This is a genomic window from Streptomyces sp. NBC_00996, assembly GCF_045162675.1.
Classification (GTDB): domain Bacteria; phylum Actinomycetota; class Actinomycetes; order Streptomycetales; family Streptomycetaceae; genus Streptomyces.
Window position 1 is genome coordinate 4,498,502 of record NZ_CP108723.1, and the last position, 22,963, is coordinate 4,521,464.

Genomic DNA, 22,963 nt, shown 5'->3' on the forward strand with positions numbered 1-22,963 from the left:
TTCGCCGCGTCGCGGGGGTCCGAACGTCCACTACGTCGTTCGGTGGAGCTTCACGGAACCGCCTCCTGCTGCCGTGAACCAGAGCAGAATTGGCGCATGGATGAGGCATCCATGACGCAACACCGGGCATGAGCAGGGGGATTCCCCCTTGGGAAGCACGAAGAACCACGCGGGGAGGTCGGTCCATGGCTCTGAAACGGCACGGCTTGGTGCGCCGCCGCCGGGTGGTGGGCCTCACTCAGGAGGGCCTCGCCGAGACGCTGAGGGTCGAACGGTCCACCGTCGCACGCTGGGAGTCCGGAAAAGTGGCACCCCAACCGTGGATCCGGCCGCGGCTGGCAGAGGCTCTCCGGGTCAGCGTGGACGAGCTGAACGATCTCCTTGTCGTCTCCTTCCCTGACGAGCAGCCCTTCGCCGAACGGACGGAGTACGCCATGCGCTACCCGTCCCGTGTGGATCTCTCGACGGTTGCCGAACTCCGGAACAGCATGAACTCCTTGGGCGAGCGCTACGACCGCATCCCCTCCGCAACGCTGCTCGCCCGCACCAGCGAACACGCGAGCAAGGTTGCCTTCCTCGCCGAAGAGGCCCCGCCCGGGCGCGTTCAACGCGAGATGCGCATCCTCCAAGCAGACTCGGCAACCTTCATGGGGCAGCTCGTCTGGGACGCCTCCCAGCGGAGGGACCACACGACAGCCCGCTCCTACTACGCGCAAAGTGTCGATGTGGCTCGCTACCTGGGCGACCCGAACGCGGAAGGACACGCCCTCTTACGGACCTGTTACGTGGCCCTCTACGGAGCCGGTGACCACCGAGATGGTCTGGACCTGGCGCTCCGCGCAGCCCACACAGTCCGGCACACCAGCCACGTCCTCGCAGGGCTCGCCATGCTGCACTCCGCGGAGGCGTACGCCTACCTGGGCGAAGCAAACGAGTGTGAACTCGCCCTGGCGGGTGCAGAGAGACACCTGAGCCGAGCCCACGGTGCGGATGCTGCCCACGACTTGTACTCGCCCACGCATTTCGGACGCATGGCCGGCTCCTGCTACCTCTCTCTCGGCGACTACGGCAAGGCCGAGCAGCTCCTGGCCGACACCGCGGCCGAGCTGCACGACAGACGCAAGTCCCGGGCCATCGTCCTCGGCAACCTCACACTGGCTCGGCTCCGGCACGGGAACCTGGACGCCGCACTCGCCGCGTTCAACGACGCTGTGAGCGAACTGCACGGCACGCGCGGAGGTGGTGGGATGAACATCGTCTTCCGAGCCGCCCGAGAGATGCGACCGTGGAGAAGCGAACCTGCGGTGCAGGACGCGCAGGACCGGTTGATGACGTTAATGGAAGCGGCGTGACCACGGCATGAAGGAGCCCGACGTGCGCACACGTGTGGACGAGGACAAGCAGCAGGTACGCGAGCGCGTCTGGGATCTGCTCGACGCCGAGGGAGCCACCCTCGACGCGACAGCACACGGCCGCATCCCGAACTTCAAGGGCTCCGGCGCCGCCGCAAACCGTCTCGCCGAACTGCCGGTCTGGCACGATGCGCACGTCATCAAGGCCGTGCCGGACAAGGCCCAGCTGCCAGTACGCGCTCGCGCTCTCACCGAGGGCAAAACGGTGTTCATGGCCGTGCCGAAACTCGCCGACCCACGCCCCTTCTACCTCCTCGATCCCGCAGTGATCCCCGTTCCCCCGCAGGAAGCAGCCTCCAGCAAGATCGCGGCAACCGTGGCTCCGCGAGTTGATGTGGCCGACCTCCAACCCGTCGACATGGTGGTAGTGGGCAGTGTCGCCGTGAACCGGCACGGCGTACGCATCGGCAAGGGAGCCGGATATTCGGATCTTGAGTTCGCGCTCCTCATGGAGGCCGGACTGATCAGCGACCAGACAGTGGTCGTGTCCACGGTCCACTCGCTACAGGTACTGGACGAAGAACTCCCGGCAACTGATCACGACTTCGGAGTGGACTTGATCATCACGCCCCACGAGGTCATCTCGTGCCGGTCGCCGCACCGCCCAACCGGACTAGTGTGGGAACACCTGGATGCAGCGAAGATCGCTTCCATTCCAGCACTCGCGGCCCGGGCCCCGGCCAACTGACGCGCAAACACAGTATGGGCGACACACGCGCCCCTTTGCCGCGCCAGTCGGGGCTGGAGGATGCCTCCCGCCTTCACGTCCTTGGCCTCGAAGAAGACCAACCAGACCTCGTCATACCAGGAGCTTCTTCGTTCCGTCAGGCCATCCAAGTCGTTGGCAGCCACGCCAGGTTGGAAACTTCTCACTACAAGAGGCTGCCCCAGTCAATCACCGGGTCTTCCACCTGCTCCACCATGGGAGCCCTGTCAAGACGCTGTCCATTCGCGTCCCCTGGCGCCCAACTAATGCACTCAGGGCGCTCTCCCGTGCCTATACGGCAGAACTCTTCGAGTGCCGCACGCACCTGCTCAAGCGGAAGCGCACTAGACGGGTCATGAAAAAGGGGGTACCCCGGGTCGGAGACAACGCGAGGGTCGAAGCGGGGAGGCTGGGGATTGTCGGAGATCCAGACGGATTCGCAGACCTCGCCCACCCTGGAACTATCGCCGTCGACAAACCAGATGAGACTCCCATATCCCGTCTGCCTATTGACTGCCACACGCAGATGGTTGTCCGCAACTCGCTGCTCATAGCTGTGTCGCTGACTTGCCAGGGAGAACCAGGCATCGTCTCCCGGGGTGTACCCCCTTCCCTCTCCCCCTTCTCCGCAAAGGTTCTCCATGACGCCCGAAATTATGCGAGACATCTCATCCCAAGTCTCGCCATAAAGCCAGTCCCCGTTGAAGAAAGCGCTCAGTACCACTGCTACCACTCACCCCAGGGCTGTGCGAGGCCCTCCAAAGGAACCCTGCGCATGACTCTTGCCGCACCCCTGAACCACACCGTCAACGTCGACCCCCGAGGCAGGAAGGCCTTGACCGCCCTTAGTCAAGTGGCGTCATGACGGACCGAGGGAAAAACCTCCAGCGCGGCGAGGCGAAGGAGCCGCTGAGTCTTCGAGGGAACTGATCAGCGTCTGGTCTACCAGCGACCGACGACAGAGGTTCTGCGCGGATCCACGAGGTTGACCCCACGCTTCTCCAGCCTCTCTTCCAACGCCTCAATACCTCGACGCTTGGCATATTCGGACTCTTCGGAATAGATGGGAACCAGCCACGTGAATTCCACATCCTCACCGGAGTCCCCCGTCCGCCAGAATTCATGCTCCAGGGAATAGGGAGGCGACGCCAAGAAACGATCGGCCTCGGAGCCTTCGAGCCATGGGTGACCAAGGTTCACGATGGAGCCAATTTCCACTCTGTGACCGGGCAGTGAGTGGAAATACGCGACCATGGCCAGACTCTCCACGTGCCGCACGGACTCCACTGGGGAGAGGATCACGAATTCACGTCGAGGCGCACCCGCCTGATAGCCGCCGATTGATACATAGACCCAGCTCTCTCGGGGCCGAAGCGGGGCGATACGGCGAACGTGAAACCCCGGAAGTCTTTCTTGGACAGGCCCTGCCGTCCATTGAAAATCCTCATGCTGCCGGTCGGGCCACATTCCGCGAAGGTGCGCATCGATTTCACGTTCTTGCATTCTGCCACCTCGAGTCGTCACCCTCGCCCCGGCCTTCTCATGCCGAACGCTCTGGCCAAGTAACGCGTATACCTTGAGAGCACCGCACCTTGCTTGCGCTGACATGTAAGACATTGCGTCCCATTGATGCCTTGCTGAGCATAAGCACGACGTTCTTCATCCGTCATTTCCCATCCGCCCTTGAAATAGTAGTGGATGGCAAGTTCCGGATCGTGCTCAGGTACCGGCTGCGTACGCGTCCCAGTGACCTGCACCTCACCACACGAGATGCAGCGCTGGCCTTCTCCCGCTGCGCGAGCCGCCTGGCCGGCGGGCCCGTTGGTCTGCGAACCACCGTAATGCTGCTGACGGTTGTACCGCTCTTCGGGCATCTCGGGCCCCTGCCGGTCAGTGGCCACACCGTCGGAATCGACTTCGAAGCGCGCGTTGTCCGCTACATCGCCCTCGCCACAGTTGTGGACGAGGACGGGGGTGTCTCCGGCCTCCACATAGTAGGTATGAAGGCTGCCAACAGTGAGGTCGTAGGTGGTGGTGTTCGCGTGGTAGAGGCGGACGCCGGTGACCTTCGCGGTGCCGGTCGGGGTCTGGAGGACGTCTCCGGTGTGGAGGTCCTTGGCCTCCACGAACGCCGACTGGGTCTCGTCGTAGAACGGGTGGTGGAACGTCGTCGTCAGGTGCGCGCCCTGCGCGTCCGACGTGTCTCCGGCCGCTGCGCCGGACGCGGCAGCCTTGCTGTCCTGCGCGGACGCTGCGCTGCTGACCGCCGCCACCGGAGCCGTCGCCGGCTCCTGGCCGTGGCCGTGGCTCGCCGCCAGCGCGCCCAGTACCGCCGCCGAAGCCGCCAGGCCGAACGCCGCCTTGCGGGCCACCTTCCGGGCCAGGGACTTCGCCCCGCCCTTTGTAGTCGGCTTCGCCACGGACTCAGCTGTCTTCTTGATGGTGACGTCGACGAAGTCGTGGTCCGTGTGCGTCACGATCACCGCGGTGACCTTGTGCGCCTCCGTACCCGCAACTCCTGGCACCGAGTTGGCGATCGTGTCACCGACCCGCACGTGGTCGATCGCCTTCGCCGTGCCGTCGGCCATCAGGACCGGAGTCGAGCCGGTGAAGCTGTGCGGCCTCGGCGCCTTCGGGATCTTGCAACCGCCGCCCGACTCCCCCTCGCCTGAACGCGACTGACTCCGCGTCCCGGCCCCTTCCGACTCCGCCGCCGAAGCCGCCTCCTCCGTGGCATCCGCAGCCGCCGAGTCTCCGGCCTCGGTCGCTCCCTTCCCGAACAGCCCGCCCACGGCCTTCATCGCCTTGGGCGCCACCTTCGCCAGCAGCTTCCCGCCGAGCTCGCCCAGCTTGCCGCCCGCCGCACCCAGGACCGCGCCCTCCACAGCCGAGCCCGCGAACGCCCCCACACTGCAGTCGCCGCCACCGTTCTCCGCGCACTTGAAGCCCTGCTCCACCAGCGAGCCCGCCGCGCCGGCCATCGCCGCGCAGCCGACCGTGCCCACACCCCAGGTCGCCGCCTCACACCCCGCGAACACCGCCGTCGACACCACGAACGACGTGATCGCAGCCGCATGGTGCTTCACGAACGTCGCCGTCGCCTTCGCCGCCTTGACCGTCGCGTGATACGCGGTCCGCGCCGCATGAGCGACCGCCTTGGCGGCCTTCTTCACATGGCTCGCGACCTTGTGCGCCGCCTTCTTCACCGCATGCACCACACGATGTACCACACGCGAGGCCTTGTGATACGCCGTATGCACCGCATGCACCGCCGCGTGATACACGCGTCTGACATGCCGCGCCGCGTAGTGATACACCCGCCGCACCACCCGCACCGTCGCGTGATACACATCCCGCACGTGATGCACGACCTTGCGCGCCGCGTGCTTCACCGCGTGGACCACCTTGCGGGCCGCGTGCTTGACCGCGTGGTACACCTTGTGCGCCACATGCGAGACCGCGTGCTTGACATGGTGCGCGACCTTCTTCGCACCGCACACCACGTCGTACCAGGAGCAGTTGCCCGAGGTGTCCGTACCCGCCATCGGGTTGTCGTCGACGTAGGCGAACGGGTTCGCCGCCACCGAGTTCGGCACCGCGTTCAGCGAGATGCTGTCCTTGTTCAGGAACTGACCCGTGCCCGGGTCGTACCAGCGCGAGGCCGTACCCACATCACCCGTGCCCGGCTCCGTCCAGCCCGACTGGAAGCCGAGATGACCGGTGACCGTGTCGGTCGGGGAGACCACCTTGCCCAGCGGGTCATACGACGCCGAACCCGCCAGCGACGTCGCACCCGACGTGAACGTGCCCACCACGTCGCTGTGCTGGTCCGTCAGGGCCAGCGCCCCACTGCCGCCCGACGGCTTGACGCCGACCACACCACCCGCCGGATCGTAGGTGTACGTATTGTCGCCGTCCGACGCGATCGTGTTGCCCGCACCCGAGAAGGCGAACGTCCGCGTGGACTGGTCCGTCGTGTCCGTGTCCGAGATGTTCCGGCCCAGCGCGTCCAGCGTGTACGACTGCGTACCCGCCGTGATCTGATCGCCGAACGCGTCCGTCTTGTACGCCACCGAACCCGACGCCTGCGACTCCTGCGTCATCGTCCCGCGCGCCGAATACGAGTAGCTGTGCGTACCGTCCGACGTCAACTCATCCCGGGCGTCGTACGTATAGACGTCCGCACCGTTGCGGATCCGGTTGCCCGACGCGTCGTAGGCGTAACTCTTCGTCGTCGACCCGTCGTTCCACGACGTCAGACGATCCGACCAGTCATAGGTGTACGTGTTCGACGACGCCCCCGACACACCCGTCGTCGTCTTCGACGTCAGGTTGCCGTTGTCGTCGTAGCCGTAGCTGAAGCTCGCCAACGTCGACGCGTCCTGCACCAGCACATCGCTCGTCAGCTCGTGCGCGCTGTTGTAACCGAACGTGCGCGTCTGGCCCGTCGAGCCGTACTTGACCGACTTGACCTCGTTCAACTGGCCATATGTGTACGTCAGTTGCGTGCCCGTTGCCGCGTCGTTCAGCGACGACAGGCGGCCCGCCGTGTCGTAGCCGTACGACGTCGTGCCCGCCGCGTCCGTCCGCGACAGCATCGACGCGTCGTCGTTGTAGGAGAAGCTCGACGAACCCGCCGAACCGGAGGCGCTCAGTACGTCACCGCGGTCGTCGTACGTGAACGCGTCGTGCGTGGACGACTGGTGATCGTCCGCGCCCGTGATGCCGGCCTCCGCCGTGTCCGCCGACAAGACCCTGCCGTCGGCGTCGTAGTCGAAACTGCGCTGAGCCGTCGCCGCGTCCGCGCCGGAGCCGTTCATCGTCTTCAGCTGGCCGTTGACGTCGTACGTCATCGACGTCGTCACCCCGCCCGGCAACGTGGCCGTCGTCACCTGACCGTCCGCGTCATAGGCGAAGGTCGTCGTCGAGTCCGCCGCCGACGTGTACTGGTCGGTCGTCGGCTCGATCACCTTCTCCTGCTGGCCCCACGGCGTGTACGTATACCGCCAGGAGTTGCCGCGGCCGTCGGTGAAGCGCGTGCGGTTACCCGCCGCGTCATAGCCGAACGTCGTGGTGATGGACGTCGCCGCGTCGACCGGCTCCACCTGCTGGGTGATCGTGCCCGCCGCGTCGTACGTCCAGCGCGTCGTGTGCTGGTTGGCGTCCGTCGCCGCGACCAGGTTGCCCACACCGTCGTAACTCTGCGAGGTCTCCGACAGCTTCGTACCGCTCGCGTCGTACTCACGCGTCGCCGTCGGGTCGTCCGAGGCGTTGTAGTCCGTCTCGGTCCAGGTACCGTCCGCCAGCGTCGTCTTCGTCGCGTTGCCCTCGAAGTCGTAGCCGACGCGAGTCGTGTTGCCCGCGCCGTCCGTCACCGAGGTGATCTCACCGGCCCGGTCGTAGCCGTACGTGCTCGACACACCGCCCGGCGACGTCGTCGACGCCAGGTGCGCGCCGTACGGATTGCCCGTCGTGACCGCGTACGAGTTCGTACTCGTCAGCGTCCGCGTCGACGGATAACGCTCCATCGTCGTCGAGGTGAGCCGGCGGCCCAGGTAGTCGTAGGTCGCCTGCGCCTGCGCGCCCGTGCCATCCGTCGCCGACAGCTGGTCACCCGCCGTGTCGTACGTGGCATGCGTCGTCGAACCGTCCGGCGCCGTGATCTGCGCCAAGTCGCCCATCTGGTCGTAGAGGTACGACGTCGTCTTGTTACCGGGGCTGACCACCGAGGTCTGGTTGCCCTCGCTGTCATACGTCCACACCGTGGTGCCCGCATTGGGCTGGGAGGCACCCGCCGGGGTGTACGACGGCAACGTCTCGGACACCTTGTTGCCATCGGCGTCGTACGCCGTGCTGGTCACCAGACCGTTCGGGTCCTGCTCCTCGACACCCTCGCCGAAGGTGTTGAAACCACTCGTGGTGACCGGGTGCACGGTGACCGGGTTGGTGCCGTCCGCCTCGGCCTGGACAGCCGGCGCGGTGGAGACCGCCAGGTTGCCCGCCTCGTCGTAGGCGTACGTCGTGGTGTTCTGCTCGGCATCCGTCGTGGACGTCGGCAGACCGCGCTTGTCGTACGTGTACTTGGTGGTCTGCTCGGCGGAGGAACCGACCGTGCCGCCGGTACGGCCCTTGCCGTACAGCGAGGAGACGTCGGACGAGTCCAGGGCGCGCTGGTAGACCTGCACGTTGGAGACCGAGCCGTCCACCACGTTGCTGACGGTGCCGCCCGCCCGCTTGGCGCCGCCGATCGCCAGCGGACCCGTTCCGGTCCATGGCGAGGCGTCGGTTCCGGAACCGGCCAACTGCCCGTCGACGTACAGCTTCATCGAGCCGTTCGTGGAGTCGAAGACACCGACCAAGTGGGTCCAGGTGTTCAGCGTCGGCGGGCTCGGGGCGACCGCGTCGTAGAACGCGGACGGGGAGCTCACGTCCTCGTTCGACGTGTGGAAGCGGTACGCGTTGTTCGTCGGGGAGTACTGCAGGTAGAAGGACGACCGGTTGGTGCCGCCCTGCCCGACGAACGTGCGGTAGGTCGAGGTGTCGGCCAGGTTGACCCACGCGGACACCGTGTAGGACGCCGTGGTGTCCAGGACCGGGCTGTTGGTGGCGACGATGTCGCCGGTGCCGGTGCTGGAGCCGCTGAACTTGGCCGCGTCGTCCGCCCAGGTCACGCCCGCCCCGGCAGCGGCGGTGTTGCCGGTGCCGGAGGAGTCCGTGACGTTCGTGCCCGAGGTCTGGTTGAGCTTCCACCAGCCGGCCGGGTGCCCGGAGGCGTCCCCGTACAGCGTTTCGCTGAGCACATTGCCCATGTCGTCGTACGTGCTGGTGGTGGTGCGGTCGTAGCCCGTGGCGTCGTGGTCGTTCTCGGAGGCGATCTCGTCGTCCGGGGTGTACGAGACGGTGCTCACGCGGTCCACGCCGGTCGGGTCGACCTCGGTGGAGGTGGTGCGGGAGGCCGCGTCGACCTTGTGGTTGGTGACGGTCTCGCCGTTGTCGGTGGTCGACGTGAGCAGGTTCCCGGCGGCGTCGTAGGTGTCCGACTCCAGGACGTAGGAGCTGTTGCCGTCGGCGCTGGTCCGCTTCACCGAGGCGGTCAGGCCGTCGTCCAGGTAGGTGTACGACGTGGTGTTGCCCATCGCGTCGGTCACGGACGCGAGGCGTCCGGCCGGGTCGTAGGCGCGCGACGACTCGGTGAGAAGGGTCGCGGTCTGCGGGTTGACCGGGTCACCGGTGTACATCAGGGCCTGCGTGAGCAGGTTGCCGTTGTCGTCGTAGGTGTAGCGGGTCTCGTTGCCCGCCGAGGTCACCTCCTTGGTCTTGTTGCCGGAGGTGTCGTACGTGTACGTCGTGGTGTTGCCGTTGGTCGCGCCCGCGGCCGCGTTGGCGTCCGACTGGGTGAGCACGTGGTCGTAGGCGTCGTATGTCTGCGTCTCGGTGCGCGCGGAGTCGCCGCCGCTCGCGTCGGAGACGGTCTGCGAGGTGACGTTGCCGTCCTCGTCGTAGACGGTCGTGGAGACGGCGGCGTGCGTGGCGCCGGTGACGCGGTCGGTGAGCTGCGGGTCGTGCTCCTCGGTGACCTGGCCGTTCAGGTCGTACGTGTACGTGGTGGTCAGGCCGTTGGGATAGGTGTCGGAGACGACCTTCTGGCTGAGCACCTGGCCGAGGCCGTCGTAGGTGTAGGTGGTGGCCAGACCGATGGCGTCGGTGGTCGAGGCGACGTCGCCGTTGGTGAAGTACGCCACCGAGTTGACCGCGCCGCCGGGGCTGGTGGTCTTCACCGGCAGGCCCCCCGGCACCACTCCGCCGTCGGCGGACGGGTAGGTGCTGGTGCCGTCGCTGTAGGTGGTCGTGGTGGTGCGGCCGTTCGGGAAGCCGGGGACCGCCGGGCCGGTGATGCCGGTCTGGTTGCCCTGCGCGTCGTACGTGAACGACGTCAGGTACGTGTTGTCCGTCGCGGACGCCGAGCGGCCGTCGCGCTCGGTCAGCAGCTGGTCGTTGCGCGGGTCGGCGGTGGTCAGCTGCGCCGTGGTGTCGTCCGGGTAGTACGTGTAGTACTCGGTCGAGCAGTGGTTCGCCGACTGATCCTGGCAGGCCGTCGAGGAGACCACGTTGCCGCGCACGTCATGACCGGTGATGGTCATCGAGCCGTTGGGGTCGGTGACGGTGTGCTCGAACCCGGCGGTGTCGTAGCCGAAGCTCGTCTTGTTGCCGAGGCCGTCGGTCTCGGTCAGCGCCCGGTTGCCGTGGTCGACGTCGTACGTGTAGGTGAGCGTGGCGTTCGTCGGCGAGGTCACGTTGACCGTCTCGACCGGCAGCAGGCCGGTGGAGTTCTTCGCCGCCTGCCACTGCTCGGACACGTCGGCCGCGGACAAGTGGGAGCGGTAGACGGCGGCCTCGGCGATCGAGCCCTTGAAGTAACTCGCGTGGCCGGTGTAGTCACCGCTGGTGTTGCGGTAGGGCTCGTCCGGCCAGTAGCCGCCCAGGAATCCGGCGCCCACGTAGGTGTACGGCTGGTCGTTCATCGCCGCGGTGCCGGTCTGCGTGCCCACCAGCTGGTCGTCGAGGTACATCGACTGGCTGGTGGCCGACGTCGACAGCACGACGTGGTGCCACTGGCCGTCGGTCACGGCCGAGGCAGAAGCCAGCGGATTGTCGGAGCCCGTGGAGAACCAGAACTCGCCGTAGAGCTTGCCACTGCTGCCGACGTAAAGGACCGGTGTGTACGGGGTGGAGCCGGTGCCGTCGGTGACCGGATGCTTCGAGGTGCCGAACAGCACGCCGCCCGCCGTGGACGTCTTGAACCACATGCTGACCGATTCGTCGCCCGAGCCGGGCACCATGCCGTCAGGCAGGTTCACGAACGAGGTGCTGCCGTCGAAGGAGGCCGTGGTGTGGTCGCTGAACGGCCCGGTCGCACCGAGCGTCACCGAGCTGTAGGTGCCGTTGCCGCCGCGCACCTCGTCGACGGCCGTACTCGCACCTGCTGCCTCACCGAGGCGGAAGTAGCCGGAGGGGGCGCTGCCGAGGACCGCGCCGCGGTAGGTCTGGCTGGAACCGGCGACCGTGGGCGTGCCGAGATTCCAGACGCCGCCGTTCTCGTCGGTGAGCTGGGTGAGCGCGGTGGTGGCCGGGTCGTACGTCATCGCCGCGTACGTCTTGCCGGACGGCCGGGTGATGGAGGTGAGCAGGCTCGCCGCATGGGTGCCGTACTGGTAGAGGGAGTTGACGTCGGCAGCGACCAGCGGGCGGCCGTACCAGGCGGCGTCCGCGATGGTGCCGTTGAAGTAGGTGGCGTAGCCGCTCTTGGAGGTGGAGCTCTGGTGCGGCTCGTCGGGCCAGTTGCCGCCGAGGAAGCCGGTGCCCAGGTAGTTGTACGACTGGTTCTTGCCGAAGGCGACCGCGCTCTGGATGGAGACGGTGCCGGTCCGCGAGCCGATCTTGGCGTTGTCGACGTACAGCGTCTGCGAGTTGCCCGCGGCGGACAGCACCACGTGGTGCCAGTGGCCGTCGGCGACCGACGTCGACGTGACGATCGGGTTGATGCCGCCGCTGTACCAGAACTCGGCGTTCAGCTTGCCGTCCGTGCCGACGTAGATCGACGGGGTGTAGAAGCCGGCGGCCTGTCCGGAGCCGATGGGCTGGGAGGCGTACGAGTAGAGGACGCCGGGCCCGGCCGAGGTCTTGAACCACAGGGACAGCGCACCGGAGTCGGTATCGTTGCCGGTGTTCTTGGGCAGCGCGACGTCGGACGAGGTGCCGTTGAACGAGGCGGCCGTCGCGGAGGAACCGGTCAGCGGACCAGCCGCGCCGAGCGTCACGTTCTCGTACGTGGCGTTCTTCGTGCCCTCATTGGCGAGGACGGCGTCCTTCGCTGTGGTGCCCGAGGCCTCGGTCAGCGGCCACATGGCGCCCGGGTCGAGGTCGAGGGAGGCGTTCTGGTACTGCGAGCCGGTCTGGTAGCCGTACGTCGTGCACTTGGTGGCCGACAGCGGCGAGCACACCTTGGTCAGCTGGTCGCCCGTGTAGCCGTACGTCCAGGTCTGCGCGGTGGACGAGTCGCCGGCGGTGACCGGGTCGGTGACGACGGTCGCGACATGCGCGGCCAACGCGCCCGTCGGTGTGGACCAGGTCAGGTTGAGGGAGCGCGAGGAGACCGCGGACGTCATCTTCGTGATGTGACCGCTGGTCCAGGTGAACGTGATGGAGCGGCCGTTGGCGTCCGTCACCGAGGTCAGGCCGTACCCGCCCGAGCCCAGGGACTGGGTGAACGTGTAGACCGTGTCGTCCTTGTCGGTCAGCGAGTAGCCACCCGTGATCGTCTTGAACGTGGCGAACCGGCCGTTGCCCGGCGTGAAGGTGCCGTCGCTGTTCTTGCCGTAGCCGACCTGGGAGCCGTCCGGGTAGGTGACGTTGACGCCGGCGACCGCTCCGGACGCCGTGTACTGCTCGGTGGCACGGGAGTCGAAGATGCTCGACCAGCCGGAGCCGAACGCGCCGGTCCAACGCGGGTCACGGGAGTTGTAGTCCCGCTCCACGTCCAGCGAGGGGCCGACGGTGGAGATCGAGGCGTCGGTGTCGGAGGTGGTGTAGTTGCCGATCGACGCGTCAAAGCCATGGTCGCTGCTGTTCTGTGACAGCCCCGAGGTGATCACGGGTTGCGGCACCTGGACGGAGAGTGCGTACGGTTCCGCGGGGGAGTACAGGGCCGTGGTCGAGTCGTACGCCTGCACGGTCCATGTGTAGGCCTTGCCCCAGGCCAGCTTGCCCGCCGGGACGGTCCAGTCGCCGGTGGCGATCAGCCCGGAGTCGGCGACCTTGGTGTTGGTCGCGTCGTAGACCTTGAAGATGTACTGGTTGTTGCTGCCGCTGGTGGAGTTGGCGCCGCCCGCCCAGGCGGTCAGCTCGGGCGTGCTGGTGCCCACGACCGCGTTGTCGGCGGGGAACTGCTCGTACATCTGCGGGGCGGTGTTGCCCGTGTAGGTGACGACGATGTACGGGCCTTTGGAGGGGTCGTTGAAGGAGCCGAACTGCTTCCAGTGCAGGTTGTCGGTGGTCGACGCGTACACGGCCAGGCCGTGGTCGGCGGTGGTGCCGCTCATCCAGCCCTGGATGGCCGAGGTGGACAGCGAGACGCTCACCCAGTCGCCGACGCTGCGGTCGGCGGCCGTGTTGGCGCAGGCGTTGGGCACGCTCGGGGTGGCGTTGCCGATGGAGGAGCCCTTCGAGGGGCCCGGGTAGCTGGTGACGGACTCCGGGGTCCAGGAGCTGGTCACCAGGGCAACGTCGAACCGCTCGGCGGTGCAGGTGGAGGCCCAGGTGTCGAAGAGGTGCAGCGTCGCGGAGGAGACGGTGACTCCGCTGCCGTCCCAGGCGGTGTCCCAGTGGTTGACGAAACTGTTCGCGGAGTGGGTGCCGGAGTCGTACGAGCCGACCTTGATGGTCTGCTCGTAGGAGTGGTCGATGTTGTTACCGGACCCGGACTCGGCGTAGGTGGTGGTCCAACCGTCCGTGACGGTCGGGTCGACGGTGACCGGGAAGACGCGGCGCGAGTCGTGCAGCCAGCTGTCGTCGAGAGTCACCTTCAGTGCGTAGCCGTCCTTGTCGTGGACGAGCTTCGTGGTGACGTCGTAGGTGGTGGCCGGGTCTCCGGAGCGCTTGTTCACCTTCGCGTCGTAGGCGTACGACGCGGGGATGCGCTCGACGGTCTTGCCGGCGGCGTTGCGCAGGTCGATCGACCCGCTCTTGGTCTGGACGGGCGTGAGGCCCTTGAGGTCCAGCGGGAAGGTCCAGCTGTTCGCGGCGTCCGCGGAACGCAGGACGATCGCTTCCTTGACCCCGGTGGCGGTGGGGGCGACCTGGAGGTCGGTGTCCGTCAGGACGTTCTCGTACGTGACGCGGGAGCCGTCGGCCGTGCCCTTGACGGACTTGGCGCCCTTCAGGGCGTACGAGAGGGAGTGCGTACCGTCGACGGCGAAGGAGACAAGCTCGTGGTCGTTCGCCTTGGGGCCGAAGTCGACGGCGAGGGAGTTGGCCTTCTCGTACCAGCGGTCATCGGGACCGGCCCGCACGTCCACGTCGATCGGCGCCCATCTTCCCTTTCTCACCTGGTAGTTGACGGTCTTCGGGGAGATACGGCGGGTGGTGCTGCCGTCGGCGTTGTCGAAGACGGTGTCGGTGCGCGAGGACTTGGCCGCGTTGCGCTTGCTGGTCTTCGCGTTGTAGCCGGGGCCGCCCTGGCTCTTGCCGTGCTGGACGGCGGGCTTGTGCGCGTGGTAGGCGGCGAGCTCGCCCTTCCCCTTGCCCCGTGCCTTGCCCACGCCGCGCTTCGCGTCCGTCGCCTTCGCGGACACGTGGTGCTTGTGCCCGGCCGCGGTGCCCGACTGCTGGTGGGGGGTCTTACCCCAGTGCGGGTCCTCGAACCAGGACGCCAGCGAGGAGAGACTCGGCAGGGAGACCGAAACGGTGTCGAGCTCCAGGCCCTCAGCCATGGCCTGCTGGGTCGTCAGCATCAGTGCGAGGGCCGTCAGGACGAGCACGGCCACGCTTCGCCGCGCGCGGTGCGCGCGGGGAGCGGGGCGGGAGCGGCGGGCAGGCCGAATGCGCACGGCTTCGACTCCAACAGTCAGAAGAGGCAGAGAAACGCGCTGATCTTGACTGTTGTGAACATCCCATGGACAGATCCGAGAGGAGATCTTGGCTTGGCCTTGACCACCTCTTACTGAACCAGCCCGACTTGTTTCGACTCACCCCTTTGTCTCTTGTGAACTTCTTTGCAGGTTGGTGACCTCAGTGATCAGAATTCTTCATCTTGCAGGAATGGACAGGAACGACGCCTTGTGAACTGACAAGGTGCCAGTTCACAGGGTGTGCCGCACCCAGACATTGGGCTCGACGTATACGGCGTATCCGCGCCTCGCTTCGCAGTGCACCGGCACCAGCGCGCCGGGCACCTCGACGAGGCCATCCATGTCGAAGGGCAGCCCCGTCCATGCGCGCCACTCCTCCAGCGAGGCCGCGACCGTCATGGACGCCGGCGCCACCGCCTCGATGACACCGCCCGCCCGGACGTGGACGCGCAACCACGGGTCGTGCGGCAGCCCGTCGGTGCGCTCCCGGAACGCGTACTCCTCCATCGGGGTGCGCGGTTCCAGGTGCTTGGCGCTGGGGCGGACGGGGGCGACGACCTCGGTGAAACCGCGCGCCCGGGTGTTGTCCCGCATTGCGGAGAGCATCCGCGCGGACAGGCCGCCGCCCTGGGCGTGCGGGGCGACGACGATCGAGATGGCGCTCACCGTGTCGGCCGGTCTGCCGCGGCGTCGGTCGGCGAACGCCCAGGTCAGCACCTGATCCCAGCCCCGCGCGGGCAGTTCGCCCCGGTCCTCGTCCGCGAGGGCGAACGGCACGCTGTAGGCGTGGGCGACCACGCGGTCGTGCTCGTCCTCGGCGAACAGCACGTACTCCGGAAGTTCGGTGGCGATCCGGCCGTAGTGTGTGTCACCCACCGGGTCCTGGAGCAGGAACTCCGGCCAGCTGTTGGCCATCCGGACCACGTGCCCGAGCATCTCGGGCCGTTCCGCGAGACTTGACACCTTCAACTGCATGTCGCACACGGTAGGCGTCAACTCGGTCCCGATGAAACGGTTTCGCCGTGTCAGCCTCAACGGGGCAGCGGCATGGGTTCGCGCTCAGCCGCCGGCATGTCGATGTCGGCGTGATCCGAAAGACGGGACCAGTGCCCCGGCAGGCAACGTCTGCCCGTCAAGGAGCGGCGTCCGGTGCGTGCTCTGGGGGTCCCCCCGGCCGAAAGCTGGGGGAGTGCCGGCCGGAAGCCCTCGTACGGGACGCAATTGGGCCTTCGGCCGGTGCGGCGAGTGGGGGCACCTCCCACGCCCTTGAGGCAGTGGGGGAGCGTGCCGGGCGTCGCGACGGGGCGAACCTCGGCTGACGCGACCCTAGTTCGCGTGGAACCGCTTCGGCGCCTGTGTCGGGTTGCCGCCCGAGGGGAGTTTCTGGCCGGGGCAGCCGGAGAGCACCTTCTTCATGGCCGCCTTCTCGGCGGCGCTGACCCACAGCCCGTACTTCTTCTTCACGGCCACCTGCGCGGCGACATACGTGCAGCGATACGCCTTGTTGGGCGGGAGCCAGGTCGCCGTATCGCCGTCGCCCTTGCTGCGGTTGGCGCCGGCGTCAACCGCACGGAGGTTGAGCGGGTCGTTGGCCAGGGCTATTCGCTTGCTCGCGTCCCAGTACTTGGCGCCCTTCTGCCAGGCGTCCGAGAGCGCGACGAGGTGGTCTATGTCCACCAGGCTGCGACCGCGCGCGAAGGTCACGTCCTGACCCCCGTACGGATCCGGGGCAAGGATCCCGGAGCTCACCTTGCACTTTCCGTCGCTGAACTTCACGTCCTTCAGGTCCCGTTTGAGGATGTCGTCGCGGGTATCGCACCGGTTCGAGTCCGTGTCGGCCCAGGACGTGCCGAAGCGCTCCCGGCTGTACCCCGTCTTGGGCGCGCGCCCCTTGACGGTCAGCGAGTCCACGGCGGCGAGGGCCGCGCCGCCGGCCGCCGTCTCCTGCGGGCCCGCGGAACCCGTGGCCTCCTTCTTGCAGCCGCTGACGCCGGCACCGACGACGAACACCACCAGCGCGGCCGCGGCCGCGCCACCCCTCAGACGCAGCACGGCGTCCCTCCCCTTGCCTCCCCGGGTCCGCCCTGTACGGGCGCGTTTCCCCGGGTCCCAAGGTAGCGGTCAGGGCCCCTCGGCCATACCCGCACCCAACGGGCAATCGGCGCACGCCGGGCGTATCGTCGGTGGTGAGTCACCTCCGGAAGGAGCTCTGGATGGGCATCTTCGACAGGTTCAAGAGTCGTCACGGCCAGGACAAGGCCAAGCAGATGTCCGACGCCGCAGAGCAAGACGTCAACAAGAAGACGGGCAACAAGTACACGGACCGGGTCGACGACGCGCAGCAGAAGATCGAAGGCGCGATGGGCATGGACCGCGACCGGCCCGAACAGCGATAGCCCGGAGACATACGGAGGCTTGCGCCGACTGAATCATCCTGAACCCCAGGCAACAGAGACCGTCCGCGGAGACCCGGTGTCCCGCGGGCGGTTCTGCGTTGCCCGAGGCGGAGTCGGCCTACCGCGCGCGTTGTCACCTGGCCTCTCACACCTCGCCGATCCCCAGCGTCGTCTGCGAAGGCGGCAGCCCCGAGCTCAGCACCGCGGCCCGGAACTCGCCGAGCAGGTCGGCGAGGCGGGCGGCGGCGTCCAGGCCGAGGGCACGCCAAAGAGGCGGCGGCCAGTTCGTCCGTGCGCTGTTCGACCTGAGTGGGAGCCGGATCCTACGACCCCAGAACCGACGCCAGGAACTCCCCGGTCCACCCCAGCAACTCCCGCCCCACCAACGGCTTCCCGCCCACCTTCGCCGTCTTCGGGCGGGGCACCAAAATCTGGTGGACGGCCGGCTTGATGACGGTGCCCGGGTACAGGCGCTTCAGGCGGAGTTCCTGGGACTCCCTCAGCTCCACCGGGGCGAAGCGGATGTTGTTGCCCTGGAGGACGATCTCGCCGACGCCGCACGCGCGCGCGAGCATCCGAAGACCGGCCACCAGCAGCAGGTTCTCCACCGGCTCGGGCAACTTGCCGTAGCGGTCGACGAGTTCCTCGCGTACGGACTTGACATCCTGCTCCGTGTTGGCGGAGGCGATGGAACGGTAGGCCTGGAGACGGAGCCGCTCGCCGGGGGCGTAGTCGTGCGGGACGTGCGCATCGACCGGGAGCTCGATCTTGACCTCCAGGGGCGGCTCCTCCTCGACGCCGCCTTCCAGCGAGGCGCGGTAGTCCGCGACCGCCTCGCCGACCATGCGTACGTAGAGGTCGAAACCGACGCCCGCGATGTGACCGGACTGCTCGCCGCCGAGCAGATTGCCCGCGCCGCGAATCTCCAGGTCCTTCATCGCGACGTACATGCCCGCACCCATCTCGGTGTGCTGGGCGATGGTCGCGAGACGCTCGTGCGCGGTCTCCGTCAGCGGCTTCTCCGGGGGATAGAGGAAGTACGCGTATCCGCGTTCCCGGCCGCGTCCGACTCGGCCTCGCAGCTGGTGGAGTTGGCTGAGGCCGAAGTTGTCGCCGCGCTCCACGATCAGCGTGTTCGCGTTGGAGATGTCGATGCCTGATTCGACGATCGTGGTGGACACGAGCACGTCGAACCTCTTCTCCCAGAAGTCGACGACCACCTGCTCCAGAGCCTGCTCCCCCATCTGGCCGTGCGCCGTCGCGATGCGTGCCTCCGGGACGATCTCCCTGAGCCGCGCGGCCGCGCGGTCGATGGACTCGACACGGTTGTGGATGTAGAAGACCTGGCCCTCGCGCAGCAGTTCGCGGCGCAGGGCCGCACCGATCTGCTTCTCCTCGTACGGGCCGACGAAGGTCAGGACCGGGTGGCGCTCCTCCGGGGGCGTGGTGATCGTCGACATCTCACGGATGCCCGTGACCGCCATCTCCAGGGTGCGCGGGATCGGAGTGGCGGACATCGTCAGCACGTCGACGTTCGCGCGCAGCTTCTTCAGCTGCTCCTTGTGCTCGACGCCGAAGCGCTGCTCCTCGTCGACGATGACCAGGCCGAGGTCCTTGAACTTCGTCTCCGCCGAGAACAGCCGGTGGGTGCCGATGACGACGTCCACCGAAGCGTCGCGCAGGCCCTCCAGGACCGCCTTCGCTTCCGTGTCCGTCTGGAAGCGGCTCAACGCCCTTACATTCACCGGGAATTGTGAGTAACGCTCGGAGAAGGTGGCGAAGTGCTGCTGCACCAGGAGGGTCGTGGGGACGAGCACGGCCACCTGCTTGCCGTCCTGCACCGCCTTGAAGGCGGCGCGGACCGCGATCTCCGTCTTGCCGTAACCCACGTCGCCGCAGATCAGACGGTCCATCGGGACCGTCTTCTCCATGTCCTCCTTGACCTCCGCGATCGTCGTCAGCTGGTCGGGGGTCTCCGCGTACGGGAAGGCGTCCTCCAGCTCGCGCTGCCACGGGGTGTCGGAGCCGAACGCGTGCCCCGGGGCCGCCATCCGCGCCGAGTACAGCTTGATCAGATCCGCCGCGATCTCCTTGACCGCCTTCTTGGCGCGCGCCTTGGTCTTCGTCCAGTCGGCGCCGCCCAGGCGATGCAGCGTGGGGGCCTCGCCGCCGACGTACTTGGTGATCTGCTCCAGCTGGTCGGTGGGGATGTAGAGGCGGTCGCCGGGCTGGCCACGCTTGGCGGGGGCGTACTCCACGACCAGGTACTCGCGGGTCGCGCCCTGGACCGTGCGCTGCACCATCTCGATGTAGCGGCCGACGCCGTGCTGCTCGTGCACGATGTAGTCGCCCGTTTCGAGGGTCAGCGGGTCGATGGTCTTGCGGCGGCGGGCCGGCATCCGGGCGCCGTCCTTGCCGGCCGCCTTCTGGCCGGAGAGGTCGGTCTCGGTGAGGACCGCGAGCTTCAGCGCGGGGTCGACGAAGCCGTAGTCGATCGAACCGCACGAGACATGGACGACGGAAGGGCCGATGTCCGCGAGCTCCGTGTCGAGGCGGGCCGCGATGCCCTCGCCGCCGAGGACCTCGACGGTACGGGCGGCGGGGCCGTGCGCCTCGGTGACGTACACCGTGCGCCAGCCGTCGGCGAGCCAGCCCTTGGTGTCGGCGAGGGCCCGGGCGGTGTCACCGCGGTAGGTCTCGGGGGCGTGCATGCCCAGCTTGAGGGTGTCCGTGTCGAGCTCTTCGTCCGCCGCGAACGGCGACACCGACCACCACATCATGTCCAGCTCGCGCGCCCGGTCCCGTACGTCCGCGATGGACCACAAGGAGGCCGCGTCCACGTCGATGGGGGCTTCGCCGCCGCCGGCGGTCGCCGCCCAGGACGCCTGCAGGAACTCCTGCGACGTCGCCACCAGGTCCGCGGCCCGCGTCCGCACCCGCTCCGGATCGCACACGACGGCCATCGAGCCCTTGGGCAGGACGTCGAGCAGCAGCTCCATGTCGTCGACCAGGACCGGTGCCAGGGATTCCATGCCCTCTACGGCGATGCCCTCGGCGATCCTGCCGAGCAGCTCGCCCAGCTCCGGGTGCTCCTCGGCCAGCTGGGCCGCCCGCCGGCGTACGTCGTCCGTGAGCAGCAGCTCGCGGCAGGGCGGCGCCCACAGGCCGTGCTCGGCGACTTCGAGGGACCGCTGGTCGGCGACCTTGAAGTAACGGATCTCCTCGACGTCGTCACCCCAGAACTCCACCCGCAGCGGGTGCTCCTCGGTGGGCGGGAAAACGTCCAGGATGCCGCCGCGGACCGCGAACTCGCCGCGCTTCTCGACGAGCTCGACCCGGGAGTACGCGGCTGCCGCGAGCGCCTCGACCACCTCGCCCAGGTCGGCGCTCTGCCCCGTGCGCAACGCCACCGGCTCCAGGTCGCCCAGGCCCTTGACCTGCGGCTGCAGCACGGAGCGGACCGGGGCGACGACGACCGAGACCGGGCCGGTCTCCGGGTCGTCGGGGCGCGGGTGGGCCAGCCGCCGCAGGACGGCGAGGCGACGGCCCACGGTGTCGCTGCGCGGGGACAGCCGCTCGTGCGGGAGCGTCTCCCACGACGGGTACTCGACGACGCCCTCCGACGGAAGGAGGGACCTCAGCGCGGCGGCCAGGTCCTCGGCCTCGCGGCCCGTCGCCGTCACCGCAAGCACGGGGCGGCCGGCCTCGCGGGCCAGGGCCGCCACCGCGAAGGGGCGGGCCGCGGGTGGGCCGACCAGGTCGACGTGCATACGGTTGCCGTCGGTGGCGGCCCCCACCGCTTCCGCGAGGGCGGCGTCCTTGACGACGGCGTCGAGCAGACCGTGCAGGCTCATGAAGGGCTTCCATCCCGGGGAGTGGGCAACGCGAACCGCCCGACACGTGTGACGGGCCGGGGGTCTCAAGCGTACGACGCCGAGGTGCGCGGCGCCGGGCCTTGTCCACCGGCCCGGCGCCCCGCACCCCGGCGTGGGGTGAGCCTCCCCGGGGCTCCGCCCCCAGCCCCCGCATCGCGCTGACGCGCTCGTCCTCGATCGCCGTACAGGCTGGAGATTGCCGGCCCGGGCCGGGAAGGGCATGGTGCGCCCCGCTCAGAAGCACGAGGAATGCGCGACGGCGGGTTCCAGCCAGCAGCCGAAACAACCCGGCGGTCGGGGAGGGAAGCCCCGGGCGTGGTCCAGGGGCGGCGCCCCTGGAAGATGGGTCGGGTAGGGGCGTCCGGGGCGAAAACTCACCGACGCCAACCCGCACCCCGCAGCCGCGACCCCGCCCAAGGACCACCCCGTGCACACAGCCCAGGCCGCCCCACCGGACCGCGCCCCGGCGACCCCCCACATACCCCTGCCGGTCACGCCCGCCCCCACCCGTGACCGGCGCCCCCGCGACCCCCACCTCCTCGCCGCCGTCCTCTTCGTGGCGTACACAGCGCTCTCCCTCGGCCGCTACCGGCACCTCGCCATCAAGTCCTGGGACCTCGGCATCTTCGAACAGGCGGTCCGCGCCTACGCTCATCTCCAGGCCCCGGTGGCCGACCTCAAGGGCCCCGGCACGAACATCCTCGGCGACCACTTCAGCCCGATCACCGCGCTGCTCGCCCCGGCCTACCGGCTGTTCCCCACGCCCGTCACCCTCCTCGTCGCGCAGGCCGCGCTGCTCGCGCTGTCCGCCGTTCCGGTCACCCGGGCCGCGGCGGGGCTGCTCGGGCGTCACCGCGGGCTCGCGCTCGGGGTCGCGTACGGGCTGTCCTGGGGTATTCAGCGCGCCGTCGACTTCGACTTCCACGAGATCTGCTTCGCCGTCCCGCTGATCGCCTTCGCCCTCGAAGCACTGCTCGCCCACCGCCGGCGCGCGGCCCTCCTGTGGGCCCTGCCCCTGGTGCTCGTGAAGGAGGACCTGGGGCTCACGGTGGCCGCGATCGCCCTGGTCGTCGCGGTGCGGGCCCGGCGCTCGTCCCCCACCGCGGTGCGGTACGCGCTCGGCGTGGCCGCTCTGGGCGTGCTGGCCACGGTGGTCACCCTCACCCTGGTGATACCGGCCGTCAACTCCGGGGACGCCTACGCCTACTGGGACAAGGTCGGCGACGCGGGCAGCCCCCTGGACGGCATCGGCACCAAACTCCGTACCCTCGCCTGGCTGCTGATCCCCACCACCGGACTGCTCGCCCTGCGCTCCCCGCTCCTCCTGGTCGCCCTGCCGACCCTGGGCTGGCGCTTCGGCTCCTCCGACGCGCACTACTGGGGAACGGACTGGCACTACAGCGCGGTCCTGATGCCGGTCCTCTCGCTCGCCCTCGCCGACGCGCTCTCCCGCGCCCGCTACAGCCCGCGCCCGTGGCTGCGCTCGTACGCGCTGCACCTCCCGGCCGCCATCGCCGCGGCCTCCCTCGCGCTGACGACCACGCTCCCGCTGTCCCTGCTGACCGAGCCCGAGGCGTATCGCAAACCCGCGCGCGTGAGTGCCGTCGAGCGGATGCTGGCGCTCGTCCCGGACGGGGCGAGCGTCGAGGCGAACACCGGACCGAGCAGCCGTCTCACCTCGCGCTGCCGGGTCTTCTGGGTCGGCACCACCCACGGGATCACCCCGGACTTCATCGCCCTGGACGACACCGACCACTCCCACCACGACGTCCAGGCGTACGCCCGTCAACTGCACCCGCACGCCGAGTACTCGGTGATCGGCGCCGCCTACGGGTATGTACTCCTCAAGAGGCGGTAGGAGCCACGCCGCGGGCCCGGCCCGAGGAGATCGACTCTCCTCGGGCCGGGCCCGTCCCCCGCAACCCCCGTTCGCGGTGGCTGTGCGGCG

The 22,963-nt window shown here is 68.3% G+C and carries 10 protein-coding genes and 1 pseudogene; 4 read left to right on the plus strand and 7 right to left on the minus strand.

From position 1 onward, the window contains the following. Nucleotides 1-185: 185 nt before the first annotated feature. Together OG390_RS21190 and OG390_RS21195 are read left to right on the plus strand one after the other, a co-directional pair. Nucleotides 186-1,352, plus strand: coding sequence for a helix-turn-helix transcriptional regulator (locus tag OG390_RS21190; RefSeq protein WP_406170084.1), 1,167 nt, complete (start codon nt 186-188; stop codon nt 1,350-1,352). A 22-nt stretch (nt 1,353-1,374) separates the two neighbouring features. Beyond that, nucleotides 1,375-2,100: a 5-formyltetrahydrofolate cyclo-ligase gene (locus OG390_RS21195; RefSeq protein WP_406170085.1), complete on the plus strand. Its 726-nt coding sequence runs from the start codon at nt 1,375-1,377 to the stop codon at nt 2,098-2,100. A 184-nt stretch (nt 2,101-2,284) separates the two neighbouring features. Here OG390_RS21195 and OG390_RS21200 read toward each other — a convergent pair whose 3' ends face one another. The 5 genes from OG390_RS21200 to OG390_RS21220 all read right to left on the minus strand — a co-directional run bounded on the left by OG390_RS21200 (nt 2,285) and on the right by OG390_RS21220 (nt 16,796). Next, nucleotides 2,285-2,785, minus strand: coding sequence for an Imm1 family immunity protein (locus tag OG390_RS21200; RefSeq protein ID WP_406177779.1), 501 nt, complete (start codon nt 2,783-2,785; stop codon nt 2,285-2,287). A 275-nt stretch (nt 2,786-3,060) separates the two neighbouring features. Continuing rightward, the gene (locus OG390_RS21205; protein WP_406170087.1) at nt 3,061-3,621 is read right to left on the minus strand and encodes a suppressor of fused domain protein; all 561 of its coding nucleotides are present in this window, start codon (nt 3,619-3,621) and stop codon (nt 3,061-3,063) included. 17 nt (nt 3,622-3,638) lie between these two features. Then, entirely contained in the window at nt 3,639-14,723 is an 11,085-nt protein-coding gene (locus tag OG390_RS21210) for a LamG-like jellyroll fold domain-containing protein (protein ID WP_406170089.1), read from the minus strand. Between the two features lie 252 nt (nt 14,724-14,975). After that, nucleotides 14,976-15,719, minus strand: a complete 744-nt coding sequence (locus OG390_RS21215; protein ID WP_406170093.1) for a GNAT family N-acetyltransferase — start codon at nt 15,717-15,719, stop codon at nt 14,976-14,978. Nucleotides 15,720-16,070: 351 nt separating this feature from the next. After that, nucleotides 16,071-16,796 carry an HNH endonuclease family protein gene (locus OG390_RS21220; RefSeq protein WP_406170095.1) on the minus strand — a complete coding sequence of 242 codons (726 nt, stop codon included), beginning with the start codon at nt 16,794-16,796 and terminating at the stop codon, nt 16,071-16,073. Nucleotides 16,797-16,957: 161 nt separating this feature from the next. On the opposite strand from OG390_RS21220, the gene OG390_RS21225 reads away from it, so the two are divergent. Beyond that, nucleotides 16,958-17,140 (plus strand): antitoxin, encoded by a 183-nt coding sequence (locus OG390_RS21225; RefSeq protein WP_406170097.1) that lies wholly within the window; start codon nt 16,958-16,960, stop codon nt 17,138-17,140. Nucleotides 17,141-17,285: 145 nt separating this feature from the next. Here OG390_RS21225 and OG390_RS21230 read toward each other — a convergent pair. Next, nucleotides 17,286-17,448 (minus strand): annotated as a pseudogene (locus tag OG390_RS21230) (helix-turn-helix domain-containing protein); the annotation flags it as partial. Between the two features lie 15 nt (nt 17,449-17,463). Next, on the minus strand, nt 17,464-20,994 hold the full coding sequence (gene mfd, locus OG390_RS21235; RefSeq protein WP_406170099.1) for a transcription-repair coupling factor: 3,531 nt from the start codon (nt 20,992-20,994) through the stop codon (nt 17,464-17,466). Between the two features lie 448 nt (nt 20,995-21,442). Here mfd and OG390_RS21240 point away from each other — a divergent pair, with 448 nt between their 5' ends. Next, nucleotides 21,443-22,873: a DUF2079 domain-containing protein gene (locus tag OG390_RS21240; RefSeq protein WP_406170101.1), complete on the plus strand. Its 1,431-nt coding sequence runs from the start codon at nt 21,443-21,445 to the stop codon at nt 22,871-22,873. Nucleotides 22,874-22,963: the final 90 nt, after the last annotated feature.

Excerpts from the sequence above, each read along its gene's own strand:
- OG390_RS21190 (WP_406170084.1), top strand. The coding sequence starts at position 186 with ATGGCTCTGAAACGGCACGGCTTGGTGCGCCGCCGCCGGGTGGTGGGC.
- OG390_RS21200 (WP_406177779.1), bottom strand. The coding sequence starts at position 2,785 with ATGTCTCGCATAATTTCGGGCGTCATGGAGAACCTTTGCGGAGAAGGG.
- OG390_RS21205 (WP_406170087.1), bottom strand. The coding sequence starts at position 3,621 with ATGCAAGAACGTGAAATCGATGCGCACCTTCGCGGAATGTGGCCCGAC.
- OG390_RS21215 (WP_406170093.1), bottom strand. The coding sequence starts at position 15,719 with ATGCAGTTGAAGGTGTCAAGTCTCGCGGAACGGCCCGAGATGCTCGGG.
- OG390_RS21225 (WP_406170097.1), top strand. The coding sequence starts at position 16,958 with ATGGGCATCTTCGACAGGTTCAAGAGTCGTCACGGCCAGGACAAGGCC.
- mfd (WP_406170099.1), bottom strand. The coding sequence starts at position 20,994 with ATGAGCCTGCACGGTCTGCTCGACGCCGTCGTCAAGGACGCCGCCCTC.